Genomic DNA, 21,145 nt, shown 5'->3' with positions numbered 1-21,145 from the left:
GACCGACGGCCGGGGCGGCGTTCCACTGACTGGGCGCCGCGGCGCGACGGGGCCCTTCGGGCGCCGGGCGCTTGGGCGGCTCGGCGCCGTGGGGTGGCCGGTCGACGGGTGGGCGGACTCGCTGCGTGGTCGTAGGCTGACCACATGTCGACCTTTGCCAAGCGTGAACGGCTCCTTCTCGCCGATCTCTTGGAGACCGCCGGTCCTGAGGCGCCCACTCTCTGCGAGGGGTGGCTCACCCGGGATCTGGCGGCGCACGTGGTGGTGCGCGAGCGGCGTCCCGACGCGGCCGGGGGCGTGCTGATCAAGCCGCTGGCGCCCCGCCTCCAGAAGGTGATGGAGGAGTACGCGGCGAAGCCGTACGAGGAGCTGATCCAGCTGATCCGTACCGGCCCGCCCCGCTTCTCACCCTTCCAGCTCAAGCAGATCGACGAGGCGGCCAACACCGTCGAGTTCTACGTCCACACCGAGGACGTGCGCCGCGCCCAGCCCGACTGGACGCCGCGCGAGCTCGACCCGGTCTTCCAGGAGACCCTGTGGTCCCGGCTGGAGCGCACCGCCCGGCTGCTGGGCCGGGGCATCCCCACCGGCCTGGTCCTGCGCCGCCCCGACGGCCGGACTGCCGTCGCGCACCGGGGCACGCCGGTGGTGACGGTGACGGGCGAGCCGTCGGAGCTGCTGCTGTTCGCGTTCGGCCGGCAGGGTACGGCGCGGGTCGAGACGGTCGGTGACCAGGACGCGATCACGAAGCTGTCGGAGACCAAGCAGCTGGGGCTCTGAACCCCGCCGCGACGCTTCGGCGGGGTCAGTGGGGCAGTTCGGCGCGGCGCAGGGCGGGGGCGGCCAGGACCACGACCCCGCCCAGGCCGCACACCGCCGCGCTGACGACGAACACCGGGCCGGTCCCCCAGGCCCCGATCGCGGCGGCCGACAGCGGCATGCTGAGCGGGGCGAAGCCGAGGCTGATCAGGCCGCCCACGGCGGTGACCCGCCCGAGGTAGGCCGGATCGGTCTGGGTCTGCAGCAGTGCGCCGCACAGGGCGCCGCTGAGTCCGACGAGGAGGCCGATCAGTACGGCCACCGAGGCGGCGGCGACGACGCTCGGGACGAAGGCGAGGGCGCCGATGGCCACGGAGCCGGCCAGGATCATGTACGCGGCCACGTGCCCGGCGTGCGACAGCCGGCCGCGCACCGCCAGCAGCAGGGAGGCCGCGCCCGCCCCGGTGCCGAATCCTGCCAGTACCCAGCCCATCCCGGAGGCACCCCAGCCGCGCTGGTCGGCCAGCAGGGCCAGGCCCACGTTGAGCGGGGCGACGAAGCCGAGGTCGCCGAAGACGATGGCCAGCATCAGCGGGCCGAGGACACGGTGGCGGCGGATGTAGCGCAGGCCCGCCACCAGGTCGCGCCAGGGGGTGCTGTCGGCGGCGTCGGCGGCGTCGTCCTGCGGCAGGTCCCGGATCCGTACGGAGAGCAGCAGTGGCAGGGACACGGCGATCAGCAGTCCGGCGCACCCGAACGCCGCCGCCGCGCCGCCGAGTGCGACGCCGAGGCCGCCGAGCGGCGCGCCGACGACGCTCGCGAACCGGATCGCCAGCCCCCGCATGCCCTGCACGCGCGCGAGCTGGTCCCGGCTCGTCACCCGCGCGGGCAGGGCGCCCACCGCGGGCATGAACACGGCGTCCACGGTGCCGAAGACCAGGGCGAGCAGGGCCAGCAGCCACAGACCGGGGCTGGCGAGCCACAGCAGGGCGGCCACCGCCAGGACGGCGACGCAGCGTACGGCGTCGCTGCCGATCACCACTCTGCGCGGCCCGAGCCGGTCGGCGACCACTCCCCCGCCCAGCATCAGCAGCGCCCTGGGCAGCGCGCCGACCGCCATCACCACTCCGGCCTGCGCGGGCGACCCGGCACGGATGGCCGCCCAGGACAGGGCGAGGTAGTAGACGTTGTCCCCCATCATCGAGGCGGTGTAGGCGGCGAGCCAGCGCAGAACGTTGCCGTCGCGGTGGGCGGGGCGCCCGGCGGCGCGCTCGCCGGCGGATATCGCAGACGCGGTGGTCAAGGCAGTGACCTCTCTCAGACGCGGAACGGGAATCCGTACATGTGCAGCGCGACGTGTTCGCGCCCTTCGGTGTCACCGGCCGCCTCGCGGGCCCGGCCCAGCTCGTCGTACTTCGTCACCAGGTCGTGCATGGCTTTGTTGAGCTCGGCCAGTTCGGCGGCCGTCAGCCGCAGCAGCGACTCCGAGTCGAACGCGGCCTCGTTCCACTCCGCTCCCCAGTGGGGGCGCTCGTCGAGGTAGGTGCGGTACATCTCGACGCGCTGCTCCAGGAAGAGCCGGGAGGCCGCGAGGTGCGCCGCCAACTTCTCCGGCGCGTCCCGGAAGTCCTCGTCGCGGATGGAGACGCCGTCCGAGGCCGGCTGCCACCAGCGTTCCCGCGCGTCCCCGCTGCGCGGCTCGGCCGCCTCGATCAGACCGTGCTCGGCGAGCTTGCGCAGGTGGTAGCTGACCAGGGACACAGCTTCGTCCACCTGTTCGGCCAGGTGTGAGGCGGTCGCCGCCTCGGCCACGAACAGCAGCCGGTAGAGCTTCATGCGCAATGGATGGGCGAGCGCCTTGAGCGTGCCCAGATCAGTGACTTTCCGATTCTCCTCGCGTGGCATGCGCCCACCATAGATGCGAAAGGAAAGTTGCACAACAAGAATTGCGCAACTTCTCTTTCGCGTATCGGCACGAGAAGGCCCCGGCCGCTTCGGGGCGACCGGGGCCATGCGCTGCCTCGGGCTACCGAACGGGGTGTCCCGCCCCGCGCAGTGCCTCCTTGACCTGGCCGATGCGCAGGTCGCCGAAGTGGAAGACCGAGGCGGCCAGGACCGCGTCCGCGCCCGCTGTGACGGCCGGAGGGAAGTCGGCGAGCTTGCCGGCGCCGCCCGAGGCGATCACCGGTACCGTCACGTGCTTGCGGACGGCCGCGATCATCTCCAGGTCGTAGCCGTCCTTGGTGCCGTCCGCGTCCATCGAGTTGAGCAGGATCTCGCCCGCGCCCAGCTCCGCCGCCCGGTGCGCCCACTCCACCGCGTCGATGCCGGTGCCCCGGCGGCCGCCGTGGGTGGTCACCTCGAAGCTCCCGGAGGGAGTACGGCGGGCGTCCACCGACAGGACCAGCACCTGGCGGCCGAAGCGCTCGGCGATCTCCCGGATCAGGTCCGGACGGGCGATCGCGGCCGTGTTGACGCCCACCTTGTCCGCGCCCGCCCGCAGCAGCTTGTCCACGTCCTCGGTGGTGCGGACGCCGCCACCCACCGTCAGCGGGATGAACACCTGCTCGGCGGTGCGGCGCACCACGTCGTACGTCGTCTCCCGGTCGCCCGAGGACGCGGTGATGTCCAGGAACGTCAACTCGTCGGCGCCCTCGGCGTCGTACACCTTGGCCATCTCGACGGGGTCGCCGGCGTCACGCAGGTTCTGGAAGTTGACGCCCTTGACCACCCGGCCGCCGTCCACGTCCAGGCAGGGGATGACTCGGACCGCCAGGGTCATGAATCCACGGCTCCTCTGTATGCCTCTAGCTCGATCTCGACCAGGATGCGCGGATCCACGAAGCCCTCGACCACCAGCAGGGTCGAGACCGGACGCACCAGGTCGAACAGTTCCTTGTGGGCCCTGCCCACCTCGTCCACGTCCCGCAGATGGGTCAGGTACATCCGGGTCCGGACCACCGCCCCGGGGCCCAGTCCGAACTCGGCGATCGCCTCCAGCGCGCTGGTGAGCGCTACCTTCGCCTGCTCGTACGGATCGCCCTCCCCGTACAGCACACGGCCCTTGAAGGCCGTCGTGCCGGCCACCAGGACCCGGTCGCCCGCCGCTACGGCGCGCGCGTAACCGAATGTCTCTTCCCAAGGACTTTCGCTCTGCACGCGCCGTACGGCTTCCGACGTCATGACGCCACTGCCTCCAAGGCCTCTTCCAGGGTGAACGCCTTCGCATACAGGGCCTTCCCGACGATGGCGCCCTCGACACCGAGCGGCACGAGGCCGGCGAGCGCCCGCAGGTCGTCGAGCGAGGAGACACCGCCCGACGCCACCACCGGGCGGTCGGTCGCCGCGCAGACGTTCTTCAGCAGCTCCAGGTTGGGGCCCTGAAGGGTGCCGTCCTTGGCGATGTCGGTGACGACGTAGCGCGCGCAGCCCTCCTTGTCGAGGCGCTCCAGCGTCTCGTACAGGTCGCCGCCGTCGCGGGTCCAGCCGCGGCCGCGCAGCGTGGTGCCCCGTACGTCCAGGCCGACCGCGATCCTGTCGCCGTGCCGGGCGATGACCTCGGCGACCCACTCGGGGGACTCCAGGGCTGCGGTGCCGAGGTTCACGCGGGTGCAGCCGGTGGCCAGGGCGGCGGCGAGGGTGTCGTCGTCGCGGATGCCACCGGACAGCTCCACCTTGATGTCCATGGCCTTGGCGACCTCGGAGATCAGCTCGCGGTTGTCGCCGGTGCCGAACGCGGCGTCCAGGTCCACCAGGTGCAGCCACTCGGCGCCCGAGCGCTGCCAGGCCAGGGCGGCCTCCAGCGGAGAGCCGTACGAGGTCTCCGTGCCGGACTCGCCGTGCACGAGGCGCACGGCCTGGCCGTCGCGGACGTCGACGGCGGGGAGGAGTTCGAGCTTGGCCATGTCTCTACAGGGTTCCGATCCAGTTGGTGAGCAGCTGCGCTCCGGCGTCGCCGGACTTCTCGGGGTGGAACTGGGTGGCCCACAGGGCGCCGTTCTCCACGGCGGCCACGAAGGGCTTGCCGTGCGTCGCCCAGGTCACCCTGGGGGCGTTCAGCACCGGGTTGTGGGTCTCCAGCCGCCAGTCGTGGACGGCGTAGGAGTGCACGAAGTAGAAGCGGGCGTCCGCGTCCAGGCCGGCGAACAGCTCCGAGCCGGCCGGCGCCTGAACGGTGTTCCAGCCCATGTGGGGCACGATGTCCGCCTGGAGCGGCTCTACCGTGCCGGGCCACTCGTCCAGGCCCTCGGCCTCCACCCCGTGCTCGATGCCGCGCGCGAAGAGGACCTGCATACCGACGCAGATGCCCATCACCGGGCGCCCGCCGGACAGCCGGCGGTCGATGATCCAGTCGCCGCGCACGTCCTTCAGGCCCCGCATGCAGGCGGCGAACGCACCCACGCCCGGCACCAGCAGACCGTCGGCGTTCATCGCCGCGTCGTAGTCGCGGGTGATCTCGACGTCGGCTCCCGCGCGGGCGAGGGCCCGCTCGGCCGAGCGGACGTTGCCGAAGCCGTAGTCGAAGACCACCACCCTTTTCGCGCCGGTGCTCAATTCCACACCTCCAGCCGCATCACGCCCGCGACGAGGCACATCGCCGCACCGATGGACAGCAGCACGATGAGGCTCTTCGGCATCTGCTGCTTGACGAAGGAGATGATGCCGCCGAGCAGGAACAGGCCGACGACGATCAGCAGGGTGGACAGACCGGTCACAGCGCGCCCTTCGTGGAAGGGATGATGCCGGCCGCGCGCCGGTCGCGCTCGGACGCGTACCGCAGGGCCCGGGCCAGCGCCTTGAACTGGCACTCCACGATGTGGTGCGCGTTGCGCCCGTAGGGCACGTGCACGTGCAGCGCGATCTGCGCCTGGGCGACGAAGGACTCCAGGATGTGGCGGGTCATCGTGGTGTCGTACTCGCCGATCATCGGCGCCATGTTCTCGGGCTCGGTGTGCACGAGGTACGGGCGGCCGGACAGGTCGACGGTGACCTGGGCGAGGGACTCGTCCAGCGGGACCGTGCAGTTGCCGAAGCGGTAGATGCCCACCTTGTCGCCGAGCGCCTGCTTGAAGGCGGCACCCAGCGCGAGGGCGGTGTCCTCGATGGTGTGGTGGGAGTCGATGTGCAGGTCGCCGTCCGTCTTCACGGTCAGGTCGAACAGACCGTGCCGGCCGAGCTGGTCGAGCATGTGGTCGTAGAAGCCGACGCCGGTGGCGATGTCGGTCCTGCCGGTGCCGTCGAGGTCGATCTCGACCAGGACCGAGGTCTCCTTGGTGGTGCGCTCGACCCTTCCGATGCGTCCCTCGCGAGTCATCCGCTCTGCTCCTGTTCCTTCTTCAGTTCCCGTACCGCGTCGAGGAACGCGTCGTTCTCCTCCGGCGTTCCCGCGGTGACCCGCAGCCATCCCGGTACGCCGTTGTCCCGGACCAGGACGCCCCGGTCCAGGATCCGCCGCCAGGCGGTGTGGGCGTCCTCGAACCGCCCGAACTGGATGAAGTTGGCGTCCGACTCGATCACGTCGTAGCCGATCGCGCGCAGTTCGCCGACCAGCCGGTCCCGCTCGGCCTTCAGCTGCTCGACATAGCCCAGCAGCGTGTCGGTGTGTTCCAGGGCGGCCAGTGCCGTCGCCTGCGTGATCGCCGAGAGGTGGTACGGCAGCCGGACCAGCTGCACGGCGTCCACGACCGCCGGGTGCGCCGCGAGGTAGCCCAGGCGCAGACCGGCGGCGCCGAACGCCTTGGACATGGTGCGGGAGACGACCAGGTGCGGCCGGCCCTCGAGCAGCGGCAGCAGCGAGGCGCCGTGGCTGAACTCGATGTACGCCTCGTCCACGATCACCATGGACGGCCTGGCGGCCTGCGCCGCCTCGTACAGCGCGAGGACCGTCTCCGGCGACACCGCGTTGCCGGTGGGGTTGTTGGGGGTGGTGACGAAGACGACGTCCGGGCGGTGCTCCGCGATCGCCCGCTCGGCGGCGGCGAGGTCGATCGTGAAGTCCTCGCGGCGCGGCCCGGAGATCCAGCCCGTGCCCGTGCCGCGCGCGATGAGCGCGTGCATGGAGTACGAGGGCTCGAAGCCGATCGCGGTGCGGCCCGGACCGCCGAAGGTCTGGAGCAGCTGCTGGATGACCTCGTTGGAGCCGTTGGCCGCCCAGACGTTCTCGGCGCCGACCCGGTGGCCGCCCGTCCTCGTCAGGTACCTGGCGAGCTCGGTGCGCAGCTCCACCGCGTCCCGGTCGGGATAGCGGTTGAGGCTGCGGGCGGCCTCGCGCACCCGCTCGGCGATCCGCTCGACCAGCGGCTCGGGCAGCGGGTAGGGGTTCTCGTTCGTGTTCAGCCGTACGGGGACGTCCAACTGGGGCGCGCCATAGGGGGACTTGCCGCGCAGCTCGTCCCGTACGGGAAGATCGTCGATTCCGAAGCTCACTTGCCGCTCACTTGCTCGTCGGTACCTTCCAGCCGAACCTCGCCTTGATCGCCGCGCCGTGCGCCGGGAGGTCCTCCGCCTCCGCCAGCGTCACCACGTGGTGGGCGACCTCGGCGAGGGCGTCCCGGGTGTAGTCCACGATGTGGATGCCGCGCAGGAAGGACTGGACGGACAGGCCCGAGGAGTGGCAGGCGCAGCCGCCGGTGGGGAGCACGTGGTTGGACCCGGCCGCGTAGTCGCCGAGCGAGACCGGCGCCCAGGGGCCGACGAAGACCGCTCCGGCGTTGCGCACCCGGTCGGCGACCGCCGCCGCGTCGGCCGTCTGGATCTCCAGGTGCTCGGCGCCGTAGGCGTCGACCACCTTCAGGCCCTCGTCGAGGCCGTCGACCAGGACGATCGCGGACTGCTTGCCGGACAGGGCCGGGCGGATCCGGTCCTCGATGTGCTTCGTCGCCTCGACCTGCGGCCCCAGCTCCCTCTCGACCGCGTCCGCGAGCCCCACGGAGTCGGTGACCAGGACGGCGGCGGCCAGCGGGTCGTGCTCGGCCTGGCTGATCAGGTCGGAGGCCACGTGCACCGGGTCGGCGGTGGCGTCCGCGAGGATCGCGATCTCGGTGGGGCCGGCCTCGGTGTCGATGCCGATCTTGCCGGTGAAGTGGCGCTTGGCGGCGGCGACCCAGATGTTGCCGGGGCCGGTGACCATGTTGGCGGGCGGGCAGGACTCGGTGCCGTGGGCGAACATCGCCACGGCGGTGGCGCCGCCCGCCGCGTACACCTCGTCGACGCCGAGCAGGGCGCAGGCGGCGAGGATCGTCGGGTGCGGCAGCCCGTCGAACTCGGCCTGGGGCGGCGAGGCGAGCGCGATGGACTCGACGCCGGCCTCCTGGGCGGGCACGACGTTCATGACCACGGAGGACGGGTAGACCGACCGGCCGCCCGGCGCGTACAGCCCGACGCGCTCGACGGGCACCCACTTCTCGGTCACCGAGCCGCCGGGCACCACCTGGGTGGTGTGCGTGGCGCGGCGCTGCTCGCGGTGGACGAGCCGGGCGCGCCGGACGGACTCCTCCAGGGCCGCGCGCACGTCCGGGTCGAGCTTCTCCAGCGCGTCCTCGAGTGCCTGGATCGGGACCCGCACCGACTCCAGACGTACGCCGTCGAACTTCTCGGCGAAGTCGATCAGCGCCGCGTCGCCGCGATGATGCACGGCCTCGCAGATCGGGCGCACCTTCTCCAGGGCGGCCGAGACGTCGAAGTCGGCTCGGGGCAGCAGGTCGCGCAGGGCGGGTCCCTCGGGGAGGGCGTCGCCGCGCAGATCGATTCGGGAGATCACGGTGTCAATTCTCTCAGACCGCGCGCGGGCACCGTCCGTCCGTATCAGTGGCTGATACAGAACGCCGTACCAGTGGCTGGTACGGAACACGGAAGGTCCCCTTCACATTTCGTGTTCAGAGCGTCACCGATCGGGCATGACCGGTTGTACGAAGCGTAATCAACCAGCGAGTAGCCGGGGAGGGAGGGAGGACCGTGTCCGAGGGGGCCGGCTTAGGCTCCGGTGACCTGCCCGACGACCTGACCGCCACCGAGGCGGGAATGTGGCAGGCCTTCCGCAACGGCAGCCTGTACGACCTGCGCAGCGGCGACGCCGTGGTGGACGATCCGCACGGCGGGCAGCCGTGGGGGCCCGAGCGGACCGTGCGGGCGCGTGTCGTCTGCTGGCTGCTGCTGGACGGGCCGCCCGCGCTCGCCGGGCGCGTGTCGTCCCTGAAGCTCCGCGGCCTGCGGATCACGGGCGCCCTGGACCTCGCCGGGGGCGCGGTGCTGCCGTACATGGAGCTGAACGGCTGCCGGTTCGACCAGGAGGTCCTGCTGCCGGAGGCGCACTTCACCACCGTGCGGCTGGTGGACTGCTCGGTGCCGCGGCTGGAGGCGGCCCGCGTGCGCACCGAGGGCGACCTCCATCTGCCGCGCTGCCGGTTCACCGGCGGGATACGGCTGACCGACGCGCACATCGGCACGGACCTGCTGCTCAACCAGGCGGTCGTGCACCGGGACCGCGCCGGCCGCTCGATCGCCGCCGACGGGATGACGGTGGGCCAGGACCTCCAGGCGGAGCTGCTGGAGTCGTACGGCGAGTTCAGCCTGCGCAGCGCGAAGATCGGCGTGTCGCTGAGCCTGCGCGGCGCGCGGCTCGCCAACCCGCGGGAGCGGTTCGCGCTGAACGCGCCGCAGCTCACCGTGGAGCGCACGCTGTACCTCACGCCGGCAGGCGTCGGCGGACCGCTGAGCGGGGTGACGCCCGCGCACGGGACGCGGATTCAGCCCTTCGAGTGCCGGGGCGGGGTGCGCCTGGACGACGGGCGGTTCGGTGACGCCGTCGATCTGGAGCGGGCCCGATTCACCCTCACCGACGAGCAGGTGCTGTCGCTGCGCCGGGTGCAGACGCCGGAGCTGCGCTTCCTCGGGGAGCGGCCGCCGCGCGGGCAGGTGCTGCTGTCCGGGGCGCGGGTCGTCACCCTCGTCGACCGGGCGAGCAGCTGGCCCGCGCCCGGCAGCCTGCACATGGGCGGCTTCGCCTACGAGAACCTGGTGCCGCGGGGCCCGTTCCCGCTGACCGAGCGGCTGAACTGGGTGGCGGCGGCGACCGCCGAGTACAACCCGGAACCGTACGAGCGGCTCGCCGCCGTGCTGCGGGAGGCGGGCGAGGACGTGGACGCGCGCGAGGTGCTGCTCGCCAAGCAGCGCCGCCGCCGCGAGACCCTGCCGCTCGCCGCCAAGCTCGTGGGCTACCTCCAGGACTGGACGGTAGCCTACGGGTACCGGCCGGGCCGCGCCGCGGTGTGGATGGCGGTGCTGTGGGCGGCCGGCTCGCTCGCCTTCGCGCGCGCGGGCCCGCCCCCGGCCGACTCCGGCGGCCACCCGGAGTGGAACCCCGCCCTGTTCGCCCTGGACCTGCTGCTGCCGGTCGTCGATCTGGGCCAGGCGGGCGAGTGGCAGCTGCGCGGCGGCTGGCAGTGGCTCGCGGCGGCACTGATCCTGCTCGGCTGGACCCTGGCCACGACGGTGGCGGCGGGCGCGACGCGGCTGCTGCGGCGGAGCTAGTGCCGCGGCAGGCAACGTTTGCCCGTAAAGGAGCGGCGCCCGGTGCGTTGCCCGTCGGGGCACTGGTGCTGTGACCGGAAAGGTTTGCCGGGAAGCAACGTTCGTGATCAATGCACCTGGGGGCTCTCGTTCGCAACCCTGGGCCCGAGTGGCGCTCCCGCGCGGGACTGGGTTCGCGCGGCTCCTCCGGTGGAGCCGTTCTTGTCGAACCACAGCTTGTGCACGGCGACCTCGAGCATGCACTCGGTCTCGATCACGCCGTCGAGGGGGCGAACGCGCTCCTGGAGGAACCTCCACAGCTCGGTGTCGTCGGCGGTGAGGACCTGGGCGAAGACATCGGCCCTGCCGAGCGTCGTGGAGACGTAACTGACCTCGGCGCACGCCGTCAGCTCCGTCACGACGTGGTCGTGGTGCTCGGGGGCGACCTTGAGGAACAGCAGCGCCAGCCGGGCGGTGCTGAAGCGGCCTGGGTCGGCGAAGGCGGTGATCTTGAGGATGCCGCCGTCCTCGAGCCGGCGGAACCGGCTGCGCACGGTGCCCTCGGAGACGTCCAGCGACCGCGCGATCTCCCGGAAGGCCCGGCGTCCGTCCTGCTCCAGCTCGGCGATGATCGCCCGGTCGAGGCTGTCGAGTTCGATGGTCATGGCCAGATCCTAGGCCGCCCGGACGGCGCACGGACCACGCATTGCGAGGCCTGGACGGGCATTCGCTCCATCATCGCGCACCGCAGCGGGCTAAAACTTTTCGCATTACGTAGCATCGACCCCTTGCGTCCACGCATTGCGGGCTCTAGCGTCCCGGCTTAACGCAATGCGCATCCCCAGAGACACATCACTGCCTGGATGCGCAGCTTCATGCATCTCTGGATACGCAAGGAGCAGACCATGTCGCTGCCCGCACCCGCCCCGCCCCCCATACCGTCCGGGACCGACTTCGCCTGGCCCTCGGGAGCCGAGGCCGCCGTGTCGTTCACCTTCGACGTGGACGCGGAGGCGGGCCGGCTCGGCGAGGGCGAGGCGTACGCCCGCCGTCTGACGACCCTGTCCGAAGGGCGCTACGGAGTCGTCCGCGGCATGCCGCGCATTCTGCGGCTGCTCGCCGAGCACGGCGTCCGCGGCACGTTCTTCGTGCCCGGTTTCACCGCCGAGCTGTACCCGGGCACCGTGGTGGACATCCTCGAGGCCGGGCACGAGATCGCCCACCACGGCCATCTGCACCTGCGCAGCGACAAGGTGTCCGCGGCCGAGCAGCGGGCCGGGATCGAGAAGGGGCTGGCCGCGCTCACCGCCGCCGGGGCGCCCGTACCGGCCGGCTACCGCTCGACCTCCTGCGAGCTGACCCCGGAGACGTTCGACCTGCTGATCGAGCACGGATTCGGCTACGACTCGTCCTGCATGGGCGACGACCGGCCCTACTACGAGACGTACGGGGGGCGTTCCCTCCTGGAGCTGCCCGTGCACTGGTCGCGGGACGACTGGCCGCGCTACGGCTGGAACATCGACACCGGGGGCAACAGGGCCGCTCCCGGGGAGCTGTTCACCTCCTGGCTCGCCGAGTACCAGTGGGCCAAGGCCGAGCGGCGCCACGTCTGCTACACCATGCACCCCGAGGTGATCGGCCGGCCGCAGCGCTTCGCCGAACTCGCCCGGCTCGTCGAGGCCGTGGCCGGGGACGGCCGGGCCTGGACCGCCCCGCTCGCCGACGTCGCCGCGCATGTGCGCCCGCTGCTGCCGCCACCCTCCGCCCCGGCCCCGGCCCCGGCGGTGGACCGGTGAGCAGCAACGGCACCCACACCCGGTTCGTCTCGACCGCGGTCGAACCGCGCGAGCGCGGACGGGAGTTCGGCGAGACCTGGCGCCAACGGGTGGCCGCCACCGCCGACGGCTACCGGGAGCTGTTCGCCCGCGCCGGTGTGCGGGACCTGTCCGGCCCCGGGGCCTGCGCGCTGGCCGCCGTCGAGGGCTGGGCCCCGCGCCTGGCCGCCGAGATCCGGGGCATCGCCGAGGGCGCCGCCCTGCCCGTGGAGACCGTCGCGGCGGTCAACGCCCGTACCGAGATCCTCGCGAGCACCCGCGCGGGGGGCGAGTGCTCGACGGTCGTCGCGCTGCGCGACGGCGACGAGGAACCGGTGGCCGCGCAGAACTGGGACTGGTACGCGGGCCTCGCGGCGAACTGGCTGGAGTGGGAGATCCCGCACGCCGGCGGCGGGCGCACCACGACGCTCACCGAGTACGGGATCGTCGGCAAGATCGGCGTGAACGACCGCGGGGTGGGCTGCCTGTTCGACATCCTCCACCACCGCGCCGACACCGGCGCCCACGGCGTCCCCGTGCACGTCGTCGCCCGCCGGCTGCTCGACGAGGCCGACACCGTCGCCGACGGGCTGCGGATCATCGGCGGGGCGCGGACCTCCGCGTCCACCACGATCACCGTCGTCGGCGGGCGGCGGGCCGGACGCGGTGCCGTGGCCGCCGAGTTGTGGCCCGACGGACCCGGGCACGTGCTGCCGGACCCCGACGGGCTGCTGCTGCACACCAACCACTTCCTGAGCCGGCCCGGCGCGGACGGCGACACCGAGCCGCGCACCGACCCCGACACGCTCGTGCGCTACGAGGTGCTGCGCCGGGCCCTGCACGGGCGCGGCCGGGACCTGACCCCCGCGCAGGCGCTGGCGGCGCTGGCCGACCACGGCGGAGGCGTGTGCGTGCACGCCCCCGGGGGACGCGACGACGCCTTCCAGACCCTGGCCGCCGTCCGCATCGACTTCACCACCCGCCGGCTGGACATCCACGCCGGCCCGCCCTGCCGCACCCACGGCAACCGGACCGACGCCAACGGCGACTGACCCGGCACCTACGTCAACCGACCCGACCGACCAAGCACTTCGACCCGAGGAGCGAGCAGTGCTTCAGCTCAAGCGCATCGACAACACGGACATCCTCACCCACGACGTCCAACGGCTCGTGGACTTCTACCACGGCGTCCTGGGGCTGCCCTTCCACCTGCCGTACGTGCCCGAGGAGAAGTGGGCCGCCATCGACCTGGGCAACGTGACGCTCTACCTGTTCGCCTCCGAGGCGGGCGAGCACGCCCCGCGCCGCACCGAGGTCAACGCCGAGAACCCGCCCGGCCTGGACTCGTTCGCCTTCGAGGTGGACGACCTCGACGCCGCGTACGCCGCACTGGACGGCCGGGTCGAGTGGGTCACCGACAAGGAGATCGTCTGGAACCACCCGTCGGGCGTGTGGTACCGCTACCGGCCGTTCTACGACCCGGACGGCAACATGCTGTACATCACCGAGCCGCACCGGGCGCGGGCGTGAGCGCCCCCGCCGCCGGCTCGCTGGCCGGCCGCAGCGCCCTGATCACCGGTGCCGCCCGCGGCATGGGCCGTACCCACGCCCTGGCGCTCGCCGCCCGCGGCGCGGCCCTCGCCCTGGCCGACCTGGACGCCGACGCGCTGGACCGCACGGTCGCCGAGGTCCGGGCGGCCGGCGGGCGGGCGGAACGCTTCACCGCGGACATCACCGCACGCGACCGCGCCGAGGACCTGGTCTCCCGCGCCGCCGAGGCGCTGGGCGGGCTGGACGTCCTGGTGCACAACGCCGGGCTGATGTTCTCCATGACGGGCCTCGCCGAGACCGACGACGCCGACTTCGAACGGCTGCTCGCGGTCAACGTCCGCGCGCCGCTGTACCTGACCCGGGCCGCCCTGCCGCACCTGCGCGCGAGCGGGGCGGGCCGCGTCATCTTCATCTCGTCGCAGTGGGGCCAGGTTCCCGACGGGCACTCCTACGGCTACATGGTCTCCAAGGCCGCCCAGCTCGGGCTGATGAAGACCCTCGCCCAGGAGTTCGCGAGCGAGCGGATCATGGTCAACGCCGTGGCCCCCGGCGCCGTCGCCACCCGCATGGTGCCCGACTCCAACTACGAGGCCGAGGTCGCGGCCGTACCCATCGGGCGCCTCGCCGAGCCGTCGGAGATCTCCGAGGTGGTGGCCTTCCTCGCCGCCGACACGGGCTCCTTCATCACCGGCCAGACCATCCCCGTCAACGGCGGCGCGCTCGTCGTCGGCATCTGACCACTTGTCGGTACGCCCCTCCCAAGGACACCCTCATGTCTTCTTCCACCTCCCCTCTCACCAAACGCGAGCAGGCCGAGCGCGCCATGCGCCACTCCTGGTTCCCCGTCGCCCGTTCCATCGACCTCGCCACCCCGCGGCCCGCCACGCTGCTCGGCGAGAAGCTCGTGGTGTGGCGCTCGTCCGACGGCACCGCCCACGTCAGCGCACGGCGCTGCCCGCACCGCGGCGCCGACCTGTCGCAGGGCGTCGTCACCGACGGCTCCCTCGGCTGCCCCTACCACGGCTGGCGGTTCGACGGCACGGACGGCCGCTGCACCCGCGTCCCCTCGCTCGCCGACCAGTCGGGCATCCCGCCGAAGGCCGCGATCCGCACCTACCCGGCCGTGGAGCGGTTCGGCCATGTGTGGACGGTCCTGGAGAACCCGGTCACCGGGCTGTACGACCCGGAGGAGTGGCGCGACCGGGACCTGGTGTGGCTCGCCGCCGAACCTCTGTCGTCGCCCACCGGCGTCGCCGTGGCGATCGAGAACTTCCGCGACGTGGCGCACTTCCCCTTCGTCCACCAGGTGTCGATGGGCCCCACGCCGGAGGTCGTCGCGCCGCTGACGGTGCGCCGCGACGGGATCGACGTGTACATGGACCACCAGCTGGACGCCGGCACGGGCGACTGGGCCGCGCAGGGCGACTGCCTGATGGCGTACCACTGCGCCGCCCCGGGCTTCGCGTCCATCAGCTACCACTACGGCGACGCCGGTCTGCGCGTGGTCGCGGGCTTCCCCTCCCCCGTGTCCTACGAGGAGGTGCGGATCTTCTGGGGTGTCGCCAACGAGCGGGACTTCAAGGGCGCCTCGCTGGAGGAGTGCCTGCGGGTCGAGGAGATGGTCTACCTGGAGGACCTGCCGATCACCGCGAACATCGAGCCGCGCGAGGTGCCCTGGGACGCCGAGGTGCCGGAGTTCTCCGCGCCCGCGGACCTGTTCACGCTCAACTACCGGCGCGCCTTCAACGAGTTGATGCGCCGCACCGCCGACCTGGTGGACGCGGAAGGCACACGACCATGAGCCGGCCCGCCGACACCCCGCGCGAACTGCGCGTCGCGGCACGGGAGGACGCCGCCGACGGGGTCGTCGCGCTCACCCTGGTCGATCCCGGCGGCGGCCGGCTGCCGGTGTGGGCACCCGGCGCGCACCTGGACCTGCATCTGGCCGGCGGCCTGGTCCGGCAGTACTCGCTGTGCTCCGACCCGGAGGACCTGTCCCACTACCGGATCGGGGTGCTGCGGGTCGAGGACGGCCGCGGCGGCTCGCGGCTGGTGCACTCCGCGCTGCGTCCGGGCACGGTGCTGCCGGTCTCGGCGCCGCGCAACAACTTCCCGCTGGTCGAGGACGCGGACGAGTACGTACTGATCGCGGGCGGGATCGGCATCACACCGCTGCTGCCCATGGCCGGGCGCCTCACGGCGCTCGGCCGGCCCTGGCGGATGCTGTACGCGGGCCGCTCGCGCACCACGATGGCGTTCCTCGGCGAGCTGCCGCCGCGGCACGTCACGGTCGTCCCGGAGGACGAGGCGGGCCGCCCGGACCTCGCCGCCCACCTCGCACCGAGTCCCGGGGCGACGGTGTACGCCTGCGGCCCGGGCGGGCTGCTCGACGCCGTACGCGCCCTGCATCCCGGCCCGTTGCACACCGAGCGCTTCACGGCCGCCCCGGCGGCGCCCGGTCCGACCGGCGCGGGCGCCTTCACCGTCGAGCTGGCCCGCTCCGGCACCGAGGTGACCGTCCCGGCCGACCGCAGCGTCCTCGACGCGGTGCGCGAGGCGGGGACACCGGTTCCGTCCTCCTGCGAGATGGGCATCTGCGGCACCTGCGAGACCAAGGTCCTCGCCGGAACGCCGGACCACCGCGACGATCTGCTCACCCCCGAGGAGCAGGCCGCCGGCGACACGATGATGATCTGCGTCTCGCGCAGCGCGGGCGCACGGCTCGTCCTCGATCTGTAAGGCCCCTGCTCCGAGCACCCCTGAAGGGGGATCCCCATGCCTGTTGCGTCACACCCCGAGCCACCCGTGCGAGGGGACCGAGAAGACGGGGCCGCGCCCGCGCTGCCGAAGAAGATGCGCTGGTACGACGGTTTCGCCCTGTCCCTGACCATGCCGGCCGCGCTGGTCGCCTCGCTGGGCGGTTCCATCGGCGGCCTCGGCGGCTGGGGCGCGGTCGCGCTGTGGGCGACCGCGATGGTGCTGGCCGCCGTCACCAACTGGATCTACACCGAACTGGCGGCGATGTTCCCCGAGTCCTCCGGGGGCATCGCGCACTACGCGACGGAGGGCTGGAAACGGCGTGCGCCCGTCGTCGGGCCGCTGGCGTCCTTCGGCTACTGGTTCCCGTGGACCACCGCGCTGTCGGTGTACGCCGGGATCGTGGGCTCGCTGGTCCAGGCGCAGTGGTTCCCCGGGCAGCGGTGGAGCCTGACGTTCGGCCCGGTGCAGCTCACCTTCCCGATCGGCGTCGGTCTCGGCGTGATCGTGCTGCTGTTCGCGGCGGCCATGGTCGGCCTGCACGCGGCGATGTGGGTGGTGTACCTGACCGGCGGGATGCTGCTCGTGCCGCTGCTGGTGTTCATGGTCGGCCCCTTCCTCAGCGGCCGGTGGGACGCCTCCCGGCTGCACTGGGACCTGCACGGCGCGGCCGGTCTGCACGAGGCGCTGGTCTGGCTGTACATCATGGCGTGGACCTGCTTCTGCGTGGAGGTGTGCGCCACCTTCGCGCCGGAGTACCGGGACACCGTGAAGGACACCTCGCGGGCGCTGCGGGCGGGCGCGCTGTTCGGTCTCGGCGTGTTCGTGCTGATGCCGCTGGCGCTCGCCGGCTACGTCGGCGAGAAGCCGATCGCGGACGAGCCGACGACGTTCTACGTCAGGGCCTTCCAGGACCTGATCGGCGGCGGGGCCGACCTGATGGTGGTGTTCCTGATCGGCTCGCTGCTGCTCATCATGGTCACCGGTCTCGCCGACGGCTCCCGGGTGCTCTACACGATGGGCGTGGAGGGGACGACGATCCGGCAGTTCGGTGTGCTGAACGGGCGGGGTGTGCCGGTGCGCGCGCTGGTCGTCGCCCTGGTCCTGAACATCACGACCCTGACGGTGCTGAAGACACCGCTGGCGATCATCGTGGCGGGCAACCTGGGCTACATCCTCACGCACGTGCTGGCGCTGTCGGCGTTCGCCCTGCTGCGCCGGGACCGGCCGGACGCGGTGCGGCCGATCCGCCTGCCGTCGTTCCTCGTGCCGGTGGCGTGGGTGCTGGCCGCGCTGCTGAGCGTGATCCTGGTCGTCGGTGCGACCGGGTTCTCGGTGAGCGGGTACGGCGGTTTCACGGAACTGGGCGTGGCGATCGGGGTGCTGGCGACGGGTGTGGCCCTGTGGCTGTACCGGACCCGGGTGCAGGACCGCGGGAGTGCCGGGGACCCCGGAAGTGCCGGGGACCGCGGAGAGACCGCCGCTCCCGCACAGCGCGCCGACAGTTGTTGAAACCGTGACCTTTTACTTGACCTTGACCATCCGCCGTACAACTTTCCTCGCCTTGCCCGAACCCCCTGGCGCGTCCGCGACCTGCGTCTTTCAATGGTCGGCACCATGGCATCGCTGCCCGCGTTCATCCGCCCCACCCGGATGACAAGAACCGCCTCCAGCCCCGCCGCCGGGCTCACCGCCGCCGGGCTCCCCTCCGACGACGAGGTACTCCTCGACGCGCCGGACGAACATCTCGGCCCGGCGCTGGTCGCCGCCGCCCGGGGCGCGTACGGCCCGGCCGCGGCGCTGCTCGCCGGCACCCGGGAGGGGGCCCGGTGGGAGGAGCGCGACCGGTACGCGACGCGGCTGGCGGCCATCGCCCGCTCCCGCCCGGAATGGCTGGACACCTGGCAGGCCGTCGCCCCGCACGACCCGGACGCGCTGCTGGTCGCCGCCCAGCTCGCGGTCGACCGGGCCTGGGCCTCGCCCGCGCGGGCCGAGCTGCTGCGCTCGGTCAGCCCGCTGATCACGGCCGCCGCACGCGCCGACGGCCGCGACCCGGTGCCGTGGAGGGTCGCACTGGACCACGCGCGCGGCAGCCGCGCCGGGCACCGGTACTTCGAGGAGCTGTGGGAGGCCGCGGTCCGCCGTGCCCCGCACCACTACGGCTGCCATGTGGCCGCCCTGCGCTATCTGGCCGCCTCCTGGCACGGCTCGCACCGCGAATGCTTCGACTTCGCCGACCTCGCCGCCCAGGACGCCCCTGCCGACTCGCTCGTACAAGCGCTGCCGGTGCGGGCCGCCTTCGCCTATCTGACCGACGGTTGCGGGCCGCGGGTGCCGCGGGCCCGGCTGCACGCGGCGGCCGACCGGGCGATCGCCTTCTCCGCCCGCTTCCCGGCGGCCGTGACCTGGCCCGCAGAGATCCGCAACCTGCTGGCCTGCGTCCTGCTCCGGCTCGAACGCCACGAGGACGCCCTCGCGCAGCTGCGCCTGGTCGGCCCGTACGCCACCTCCTTCCCCTGGGACCGGCTGTCGGACGACCCCCTCGGCCTCTTCCTGAAACTGCGCGTCAGCCTGGGGTCGGTGCCGCCCGCACGGCCGTCCCGGCGCCCGCGATACGGCCTCGGCGGACGCGCCCGTCGCGGCGAGCATTAGGCTTTTGCGCCGTGACCACCGTCCGCCTTCCGCTCTTCCCCCTGAACACGGTGCTGTTCCCGGGACTGGTGCTGCCCCTGAACGTCTTCGAGGAGCGCTACCGCGCCATGATGCGCGCGCTCCTGAAGACGCCCGAGGACGAACCGCGCCGGTTCGCCGTCGTGGCGATCCGCGACGGCCACGAAGTGGCCGTGAGCGCCCCGGGCATGCCCGATCCGACCACACTGCCCGAACGCGGCCCCGCCGCCGGCTTCGGCCCCGATCCGGCCAAGGCCTTCCACTCCGTGGGCTGCGTGGCGGACGCGGCGACGATACGGGAGCGGGCCGACGGCACCTTCGAGGTGCTGGCCACGGGAACGACCCGGGTCCGGCTGCTGTCGGTGGACGCCTCCGGTCCGTACCTCGTGGCGGAACTGCAGGAGCTGACCGAGGAGCCCGGCGACGAGGCGGGCGCGCTGGCCGAGGGGGTGCTGCGGTCCTTCCGCCAGTACCAGAAGCGGCTGGCGGGAGCCCGGGAGCGGTCGCTGGCGACCGGTGCGGACCTGCCGGACGAGCCGGACGTCGTCTCCTATCTCGTCGCCGCCGCGATGATGCTGGACACACCGACGCGGCAGCGTCTGCTCCAGGCCCCGGACACGGCCTCACGGCTGCGCGACGAGCTGCGGCTCCTGCGCTCGGAGACGGCCATCATCCGCAGCCTGCCGTCCTTGCCCGCGGCCGACCTGACAAGGGCTCCGACCAGCCAGAACTGACGCAAGGATCAATGGCACGCGCCCTGTCCGCCTGCCTGTGACCACTGCGGTCATGATCATGACCGCACACACGCGGGGAGGACAATCGGGCCGTCGCGCCGTTCCGGGCGGAGGCGACCGCCTCCCGTTCCGGTCCGTCTGGGAGGATGCGGCGGGTGGCGAAGAAGTCGAAGAAGCACCAAGGGGAAGAAGGGGCGCGTGGAGCGCGTCCGAACAAGGGCGGCGGGCGGCAGGCGGGCGGTACACCCGCGACGGTGGCGCTCACCGCGGCCGGGGTGGCGTTCACGGTCCACTCCTACGACCACGACCCCTCCCACCCCTCCTACGGCGAGGAGGCGGCCGAGGCGATGGGTGTGTCCCCGGACCGGGTCTTCAAGACGCTGGTGGCGGACGTCGACGGCGCCCTGACGGTGGCCGTGGTGCCGGTCGCGGGCTCCCTGGACCTCAAGGCCCTGGCGGCGGCGGTCGGCGGCAAGCGCGCGGCGATGGCCGACCCGGCCCTCGCGGAGCGCACCACCGGCTATGTCCGCGGCGGCATCTCCCCCCTCGGCCAGCGCAAGAGGCTCCCCACGGTCCTGGACGACTCGGCCCCCGCCCACGACACCATCTGCGTCTCGGCGGGCCGCCGCGGCCTGGAGGTGGAACTGTCCCCCGGCGATCTGGTGGGTCTCACGCACGCGACCCTCGCGGCGATCGGACGCGCCTGACCGGCCTGACCGGCCGGCCCTCCCAGGGCCTGCCCGGCGCCGGTGAAACCGAGCACGAGCGCACACACCCGCCCGCGTCCGGCCCTCGACGACGAAGGCCGTCGTCGAGCCCCGGAGACCGCACGGCCGCCCGGCCACGTCCTGCCGTCGGCCGGATCACCGCGCCTCACACGCCGGCGCGGTGCACCACGCGGCCACCGACCACTGTGGCTGCCACCGGCAGCAGCGGCGGCTCGTCGGCCGGGCAGTTCGGGCGGGCAGTTCGGGCGGGCAGTTCGGGCGGGGCAGCCACAGCCCGCCGGCGTGGCACCGCCCACTCGCCGAACGGCCCGGGCTGGGCTGGGCTGGACTGGGCTGGGCTGGGCTGGGCTGGGCTGGAAACTTCTCGAAGAGGACGCGCAAGCGCAAGGGGCCCATGCCGAAGGATCATGCGAATCGGCCACCGCCCGGCGCGACCGGACGGGTGCACGGCGACGGGTCGCGCCCTGCGGTCGCGGCCCGAGGTAAGAGTTCGGAACCGGGAAACGACTCGCGACCGGTACTCGCGGCGCCCGCGCGGGCGGCACGAACCCGATGGCGGTCCCGTCCGGCGGCCGGCCCGCCGAGAACGACCGGGACGCGCGCGGACGGCAAACCGAGGAGCCGG

At 72.8% G+C, this 21,145-nt stretch carries 23 protein-coding genes; 12 read left to right on the top strand and 11 right to left on the bottom strand.

Annotation, left to right across the window (positions count from 1 at the left end):
- Window positions 1-144: 144 nt before the first annotated feature.
- A complete protein-coding gene (locus tag ACFY3J_RS03130; protein ID WP_141361816.1) occupies window positions 145-780 on the top strand; it encodes a TIGR03085 family metal-binding protein in 636 nt (211 codons plus the stop codon).
- A 25-nt stretch (window positions 781-805) separates the two neighbouring features.
- Here the strand turns inward: ACFY3J_RS03130 and ACFY3J_RS03125 are convergent, their stop codons facing one another.
- The 10 genes from ACFY3J_RS03125 to hisD all read right to left on the bottom strand — a co-directional run bounded on the left by ACFY3J_RS03125 (window position 806) and on the right by hisD (window position 8,518).
- Window positions 806-2,062 carry an MFS transporter gene (locus tag ACFY3J_RS03125; protein ID WP_384180322.1) on the bottom strand — a complete coding sequence of 419 codons (1,257 nt, stop codon included), beginning with the start codon at window positions 2,060-2,062 and terminating at the stop codon, window positions 806-808.
- A 14-nt stretch (window positions 2,063-2,076) separates the two neighbouring features.
- A complete protein-coding gene (locus tag ACFY3J_RS03120; protein ID WP_384180320.1) occupies window positions 2,077-2,664 on the bottom strand; it encodes an ArsR/SmtB family transcription factor in 588 nt (195 codons plus the stop codon).
- A 121-nt stretch (window positions 2,665-2,785) separates the two neighbouring features.
- Entirely contained in the window at window positions 2,786-3,541 is a 756-nt protein-coding gene (gene hisF, locus ACFY3J_RS03115; RefSeq protein ID WP_361411606.1) for an imidazole glycerol phosphate synthase subunit HisF, read from the bottom strand.
- Window positions 3,538-3,942, bottom strand: a complete 405-nt coding sequence (locus ACFY3J_RS03110; RefSeq protein ID WP_390840051.1) for a RidA family protein — start codon at window positions 3,940-3,942, stop codon at window positions 3,538-3,540. Before ACFY3J_RS03110 ends, hisF begins: the two co-directional genes overlap by 4 nt.
- A complete protein-coding gene (gene priA, locus ACFY3J_RS03105) occupies window positions 3,939-4,664 on the bottom strand; it encodes a bifunctional 1-(5-phosphoribosyl)-5-((5-phosphoribosylamino)methylideneamino)imidazole-4-carboxamide isomerase/phosphoribosylanthranilate isomerase PriA (protein WP_384180315.1) in 726 nt (241 codons plus the stop codon). The genes ACFY3J_RS03110 and priA overlap by 4 nt, the downstream gene beginning before the upstream one ends.
- A 4-nt stretch (window positions 4,665-4,668) precedes the next feature.
- Entirely contained in the window at window positions 4,669-5,319 is a 651-nt protein-coding gene (gene hisH, locus ACFY3J_RS03100) for an imidazole glycerol phosphate synthase subunit HisH (RefSeq protein ID WP_384180313.1), read from the bottom strand.
- On the bottom strand, window positions 5,310-5,474 hold the full coding sequence (locus ACFY3J_RS03095) for a hypothetical protein (RefSeq protein WP_172632997.1): 165 nt from the start codon (window positions 5,472-5,474) through the stop codon (window positions 5,310-5,312). Before ACFY3J_RS03095 ends, hisH begins: the two co-directional genes overlap by 10 nt.
- Window positions 5,471-6,073 carry an imidazoleglycerol-phosphate dehydratase HisB gene (hisB, locus tag ACFY3J_RS03090; protein WP_384180310.1) on the bottom strand — a complete coding sequence of 201 codons (603 nt, stop codon included), beginning with the start codon at window positions 6,071-6,073 and terminating at the stop codon, window positions 5,471-5,473. The genes ACFY3J_RS03095 and hisB overlap by 4 nt, the downstream gene beginning before the upstream one ends.
- Window positions 6,070-7,185: a histidinol-phosphate transaminase gene (locus ACFY3J_RS03085; protein WP_390840049.1), complete on the bottom strand. Its 1,116-nt coding sequence runs from the start codon at window positions 7,183-7,185 to the stop codon at window positions 6,070-6,072. Before ACFY3J_RS03085 ends, hisB begins: the two co-directional genes overlap by 4 nt.
- 7 nt (window positions 7,186-7,192) lie before the next feature.
- Window positions 7,193-8,518: a histidinol dehydrogenase gene (gene hisD / locus ACFY3J_RS03080; RefSeq protein ID WP_390840047.1), complete on the bottom strand. Its 1,326-nt coding sequence runs from the start codon at window positions 8,516-8,518 to the stop codon at window positions 7,193-7,195.
- Window positions 8,519-8,712: 194 nt separating this feature from the next.
- Here hisD and ACFY3J_RS03075 point away from each other — a divergent pair, with 194 nt between their 5' ends.
- Complete coding sequence (locus ACFY3J_RS03075) at window positions 8,713-10,287, top strand: oxidoreductase (protein ID WP_384180303.1); 1,575 nt, start codon at window positions 8,713-8,715, stop codon at window positions 10,285-10,287.
- A 107-nt stretch (window positions 10,288-10,394) separates the two neighbouring features.
- Here ACFY3J_RS03075 and ACFY3J_RS03070 read toward each other — a convergent pair whose 3' ends face one another.
- Window positions 10,395-10,931 (bottom strand): Lrp/AsnC family transcriptional regulator, encoded by a 537-nt coding sequence (locus ACFY3J_RS03070; protein ID WP_384180301.1) that lies wholly within the window; start codon window positions 10,929-10,931, stop codon window positions 10,395-10,397.
- 210 nt (window positions 10,932-11,141) lie between these two features.
- Between ACFY3J_RS03070 and ACFY3J_RS03065 the strand changes: the two genes are divergently transcribed.
- The 10 genes from ACFY3J_RS03065 to ybaK all read left to right on the top strand — a co-directional run bounded on the left by ACFY3J_RS03065 (window position 11,142) and on the right by ybaK (window position 20,499).
- Window positions 11,142-12,062, top strand: coding sequence for a polysaccharide deacetylase (locus tag ACFY3J_RS03065; protein ID WP_390840044.1), 921 nt, complete (start codon window positions 11,142-11,144; stop codon window positions 12,060-12,062).
- Window positions 12,059-13,132, top strand: coding sequence for a C45 family autoproteolytic acyltransferase/hydolase (locus ACFY3J_RS03060; protein WP_390840042.1), 1,074 nt, complete (start codon window positions 12,059-12,061; stop codon window positions 13,130-13,132). The genes ACFY3J_RS03065 and ACFY3J_RS03060 overlap by 4 nt, the downstream gene beginning before the upstream one ends.
- Window positions 13,133-13,190: 58 nt before the next feature.
- On the top strand, window positions 13,191-13,610 hold the full coding sequence (locus ACFY3J_RS03055) for a VOC family protein (RefSeq protein WP_225074252.1): 420 nt from the start codon (window positions 13,191-13,193) through the stop codon (window positions 13,608-13,610).
- A complete protein-coding gene (locus tag ACFY3J_RS03050) occupies window positions 13,607-14,368 on the top strand; it encodes an SDR family NAD(P)-dependent oxidoreductase (RefSeq protein ID WP_390840040.1) in 762 nt (253 codons plus the stop codon). The genes ACFY3J_RS03055 and ACFY3J_RS03050 overlap by 4 nt, the downstream gene beginning before the upstream one ends.
- Window positions 14,369-14,403: 35 nt before the next feature.
- Window positions 14,404-15,432: a Rieske 2Fe-2S domain-containing protein gene (locus ACFY3J_RS03045; RefSeq protein WP_390840039.1), complete on the top strand. Its 1,029-nt coding sequence runs from the start codon at window positions 14,404-14,406 to the stop codon at window positions 15,430-15,432.
- Window positions 15,429-16,370, top strand: a complete 942-nt coding sequence (locus ACFY3J_RS03040) for a PDR/VanB family oxidoreductase (RefSeq protein WP_390840037.1) — start codon at window positions 15,429-15,431, stop codon at window positions 16,368-16,370. The genes ACFY3J_RS03045 and ACFY3J_RS03040 overlap by 4 nt, the downstream gene beginning before the upstream one ends.
- A 36-nt stretch (window positions 16,371-16,406) precedes the next feature.
- Window positions 16,407-17,900: an APC family permease gene (locus ACFY3J_RS03035; RefSeq protein ID WP_390840035.1), complete on the top strand. Its 1,494-nt coding sequence runs from the start codon at window positions 16,407-16,409 to the stop codon at window positions 17,898-17,900.
- Window positions 17,901-17,993: 93 nt separating this feature from the next.
- Complete coding sequence (locus ACFY3J_RS03030) at window positions 17,994-19,040, top strand: hypothetical protein (protein ID WP_390840033.1); 1,047 nt, start codon at window positions 17,994-17,996, stop codon at window positions 19,038-19,040.
- An 11-nt stretch (window positions 19,041-19,051) separates the two neighbouring features.
- The gene (locus tag ACFY3J_RS03025) at window positions 19,052-19,792 is read left to right on the top strand and encodes an LON peptidase substrate-binding domain-containing protein (RefSeq protein ID WP_384180284.1); all 741 of its coding nucleotides are present in this window, start codon (window positions 19,052-19,054) and stop codon (window positions 19,790-19,792) included.
- A 155-nt stretch (window positions 19,793-19,947) separates the two neighbouring features.
- Window positions 19,948-20,499, top strand: coding sequence for a Cys-tRNA(Pro) deacylase (ybaK, locus tag ACFY3J_RS03020; RefSeq protein ID WP_390840031.1), 552 nt, complete (start codon window positions 19,948-19,950; stop codon window positions 20,497-20,499).
- The last annotated feature ends 646 nt before the right edge of the window (window positions 20,500-21,145 follow it).

This window comes from Streptomyces sp. NPDC001231, assembly GCF_042896885.1.
Taxonomy (GTDB): domain Bacteria; phylum Actinomycetota; class Actinomycetes; order Streptomycetales; family Streptomycetaceae; genus Streptomyces.
This window is presented reverse-complemented; position numbering and strand designations above follow the sequence as displayed.

Excerpts from the sequence above, each read along its gene's own strand:
- ACFY3J_RS03110 (WP_390840051.1), bottom strand. The coding sequence starts at position 3,942 with ATGACGTCGGAAGCCGTACGGCGCGTGCAGAGCGAAAGTCCTTGGGAA.
- ACFY3J_RS03030 (WP_390840033.1), top strand. The coding sequence starts at position 17,994 with ATGGTCGGCACCATGGCATCGCTGCCCGCGTTCATCCGCCCCACCCGG.
- ACFY3J_RS03070 (WP_384180301.1), bottom strand. The coding sequence starts at position 10,931 with ATGACCATCGAACTCGACAGCCTCGACCGGGCGATCATCGCCGAGCTG.
- hisB (WP_384180310.1), bottom strand. The coding sequence starts at position 6,073 with ATGACTCGCGAGGGACGCATCGGAAGGGTCGAGCGCACCACCAAGGAG.
- ACFY3J_RS03040 (WP_390840037.1), top strand. The coding sequence starts at position 15,429 with ATGAGCCGGCCCGCCGACACCCCGCGCGAACTGCGCGTCGCGGCACGG.
- ACFY3J_RS03130 (WP_141361816.1), top strand. The coding sequence starts at position 145 with ATGTCGACCTTTGCCAAGCGTGAACGGCTCCTTCTCGCCGATCTCTTG.
- priA (WP_384180315.1), bottom strand. The coding sequence starts at position 4,664 with ATGGCCAAGCTCGAACTCCTCCCCGCCGTCGACGTCCGCGACGGCCAG.
- ACFY3J_RS03120 (WP_384180320.1), bottom strand. The coding sequence starts at position 2,664 with ATGCCACGCGAGGAGAATCGGAAAGTCACTGATCTGGGCACGCTCAAG.
- ACFY3J_RS03065 (WP_390840044.1), top strand. The coding sequence starts at position 11,142 with ATGCATCTCTGGATACGCAAGGAGCAGACCATGTCGCTGCCCGCACCC.
- ACFY3J_RS03035 (WP_390840035.1), top strand. The coding sequence starts at position 16,407 with ATGCCTGTTGCGTCACACCCCGAGCCACCCGTGCGAGGGGACCGAGAA.
- ACFY3J_RS03045 (WP_390840039.1), top strand. The coding sequence starts at position 14,404 with ATGTCTTCTTCCACCTCCCCTCTCACCAAACGCGAGCAGGCCGAGCGC.
- hisF (WP_361411606.1), bottom strand. The coding sequence starts at position 3,541 with ATGACCCTGGCGGTCCGAGTCATCCCCTGCCTGGACGTGGACGGCGGC.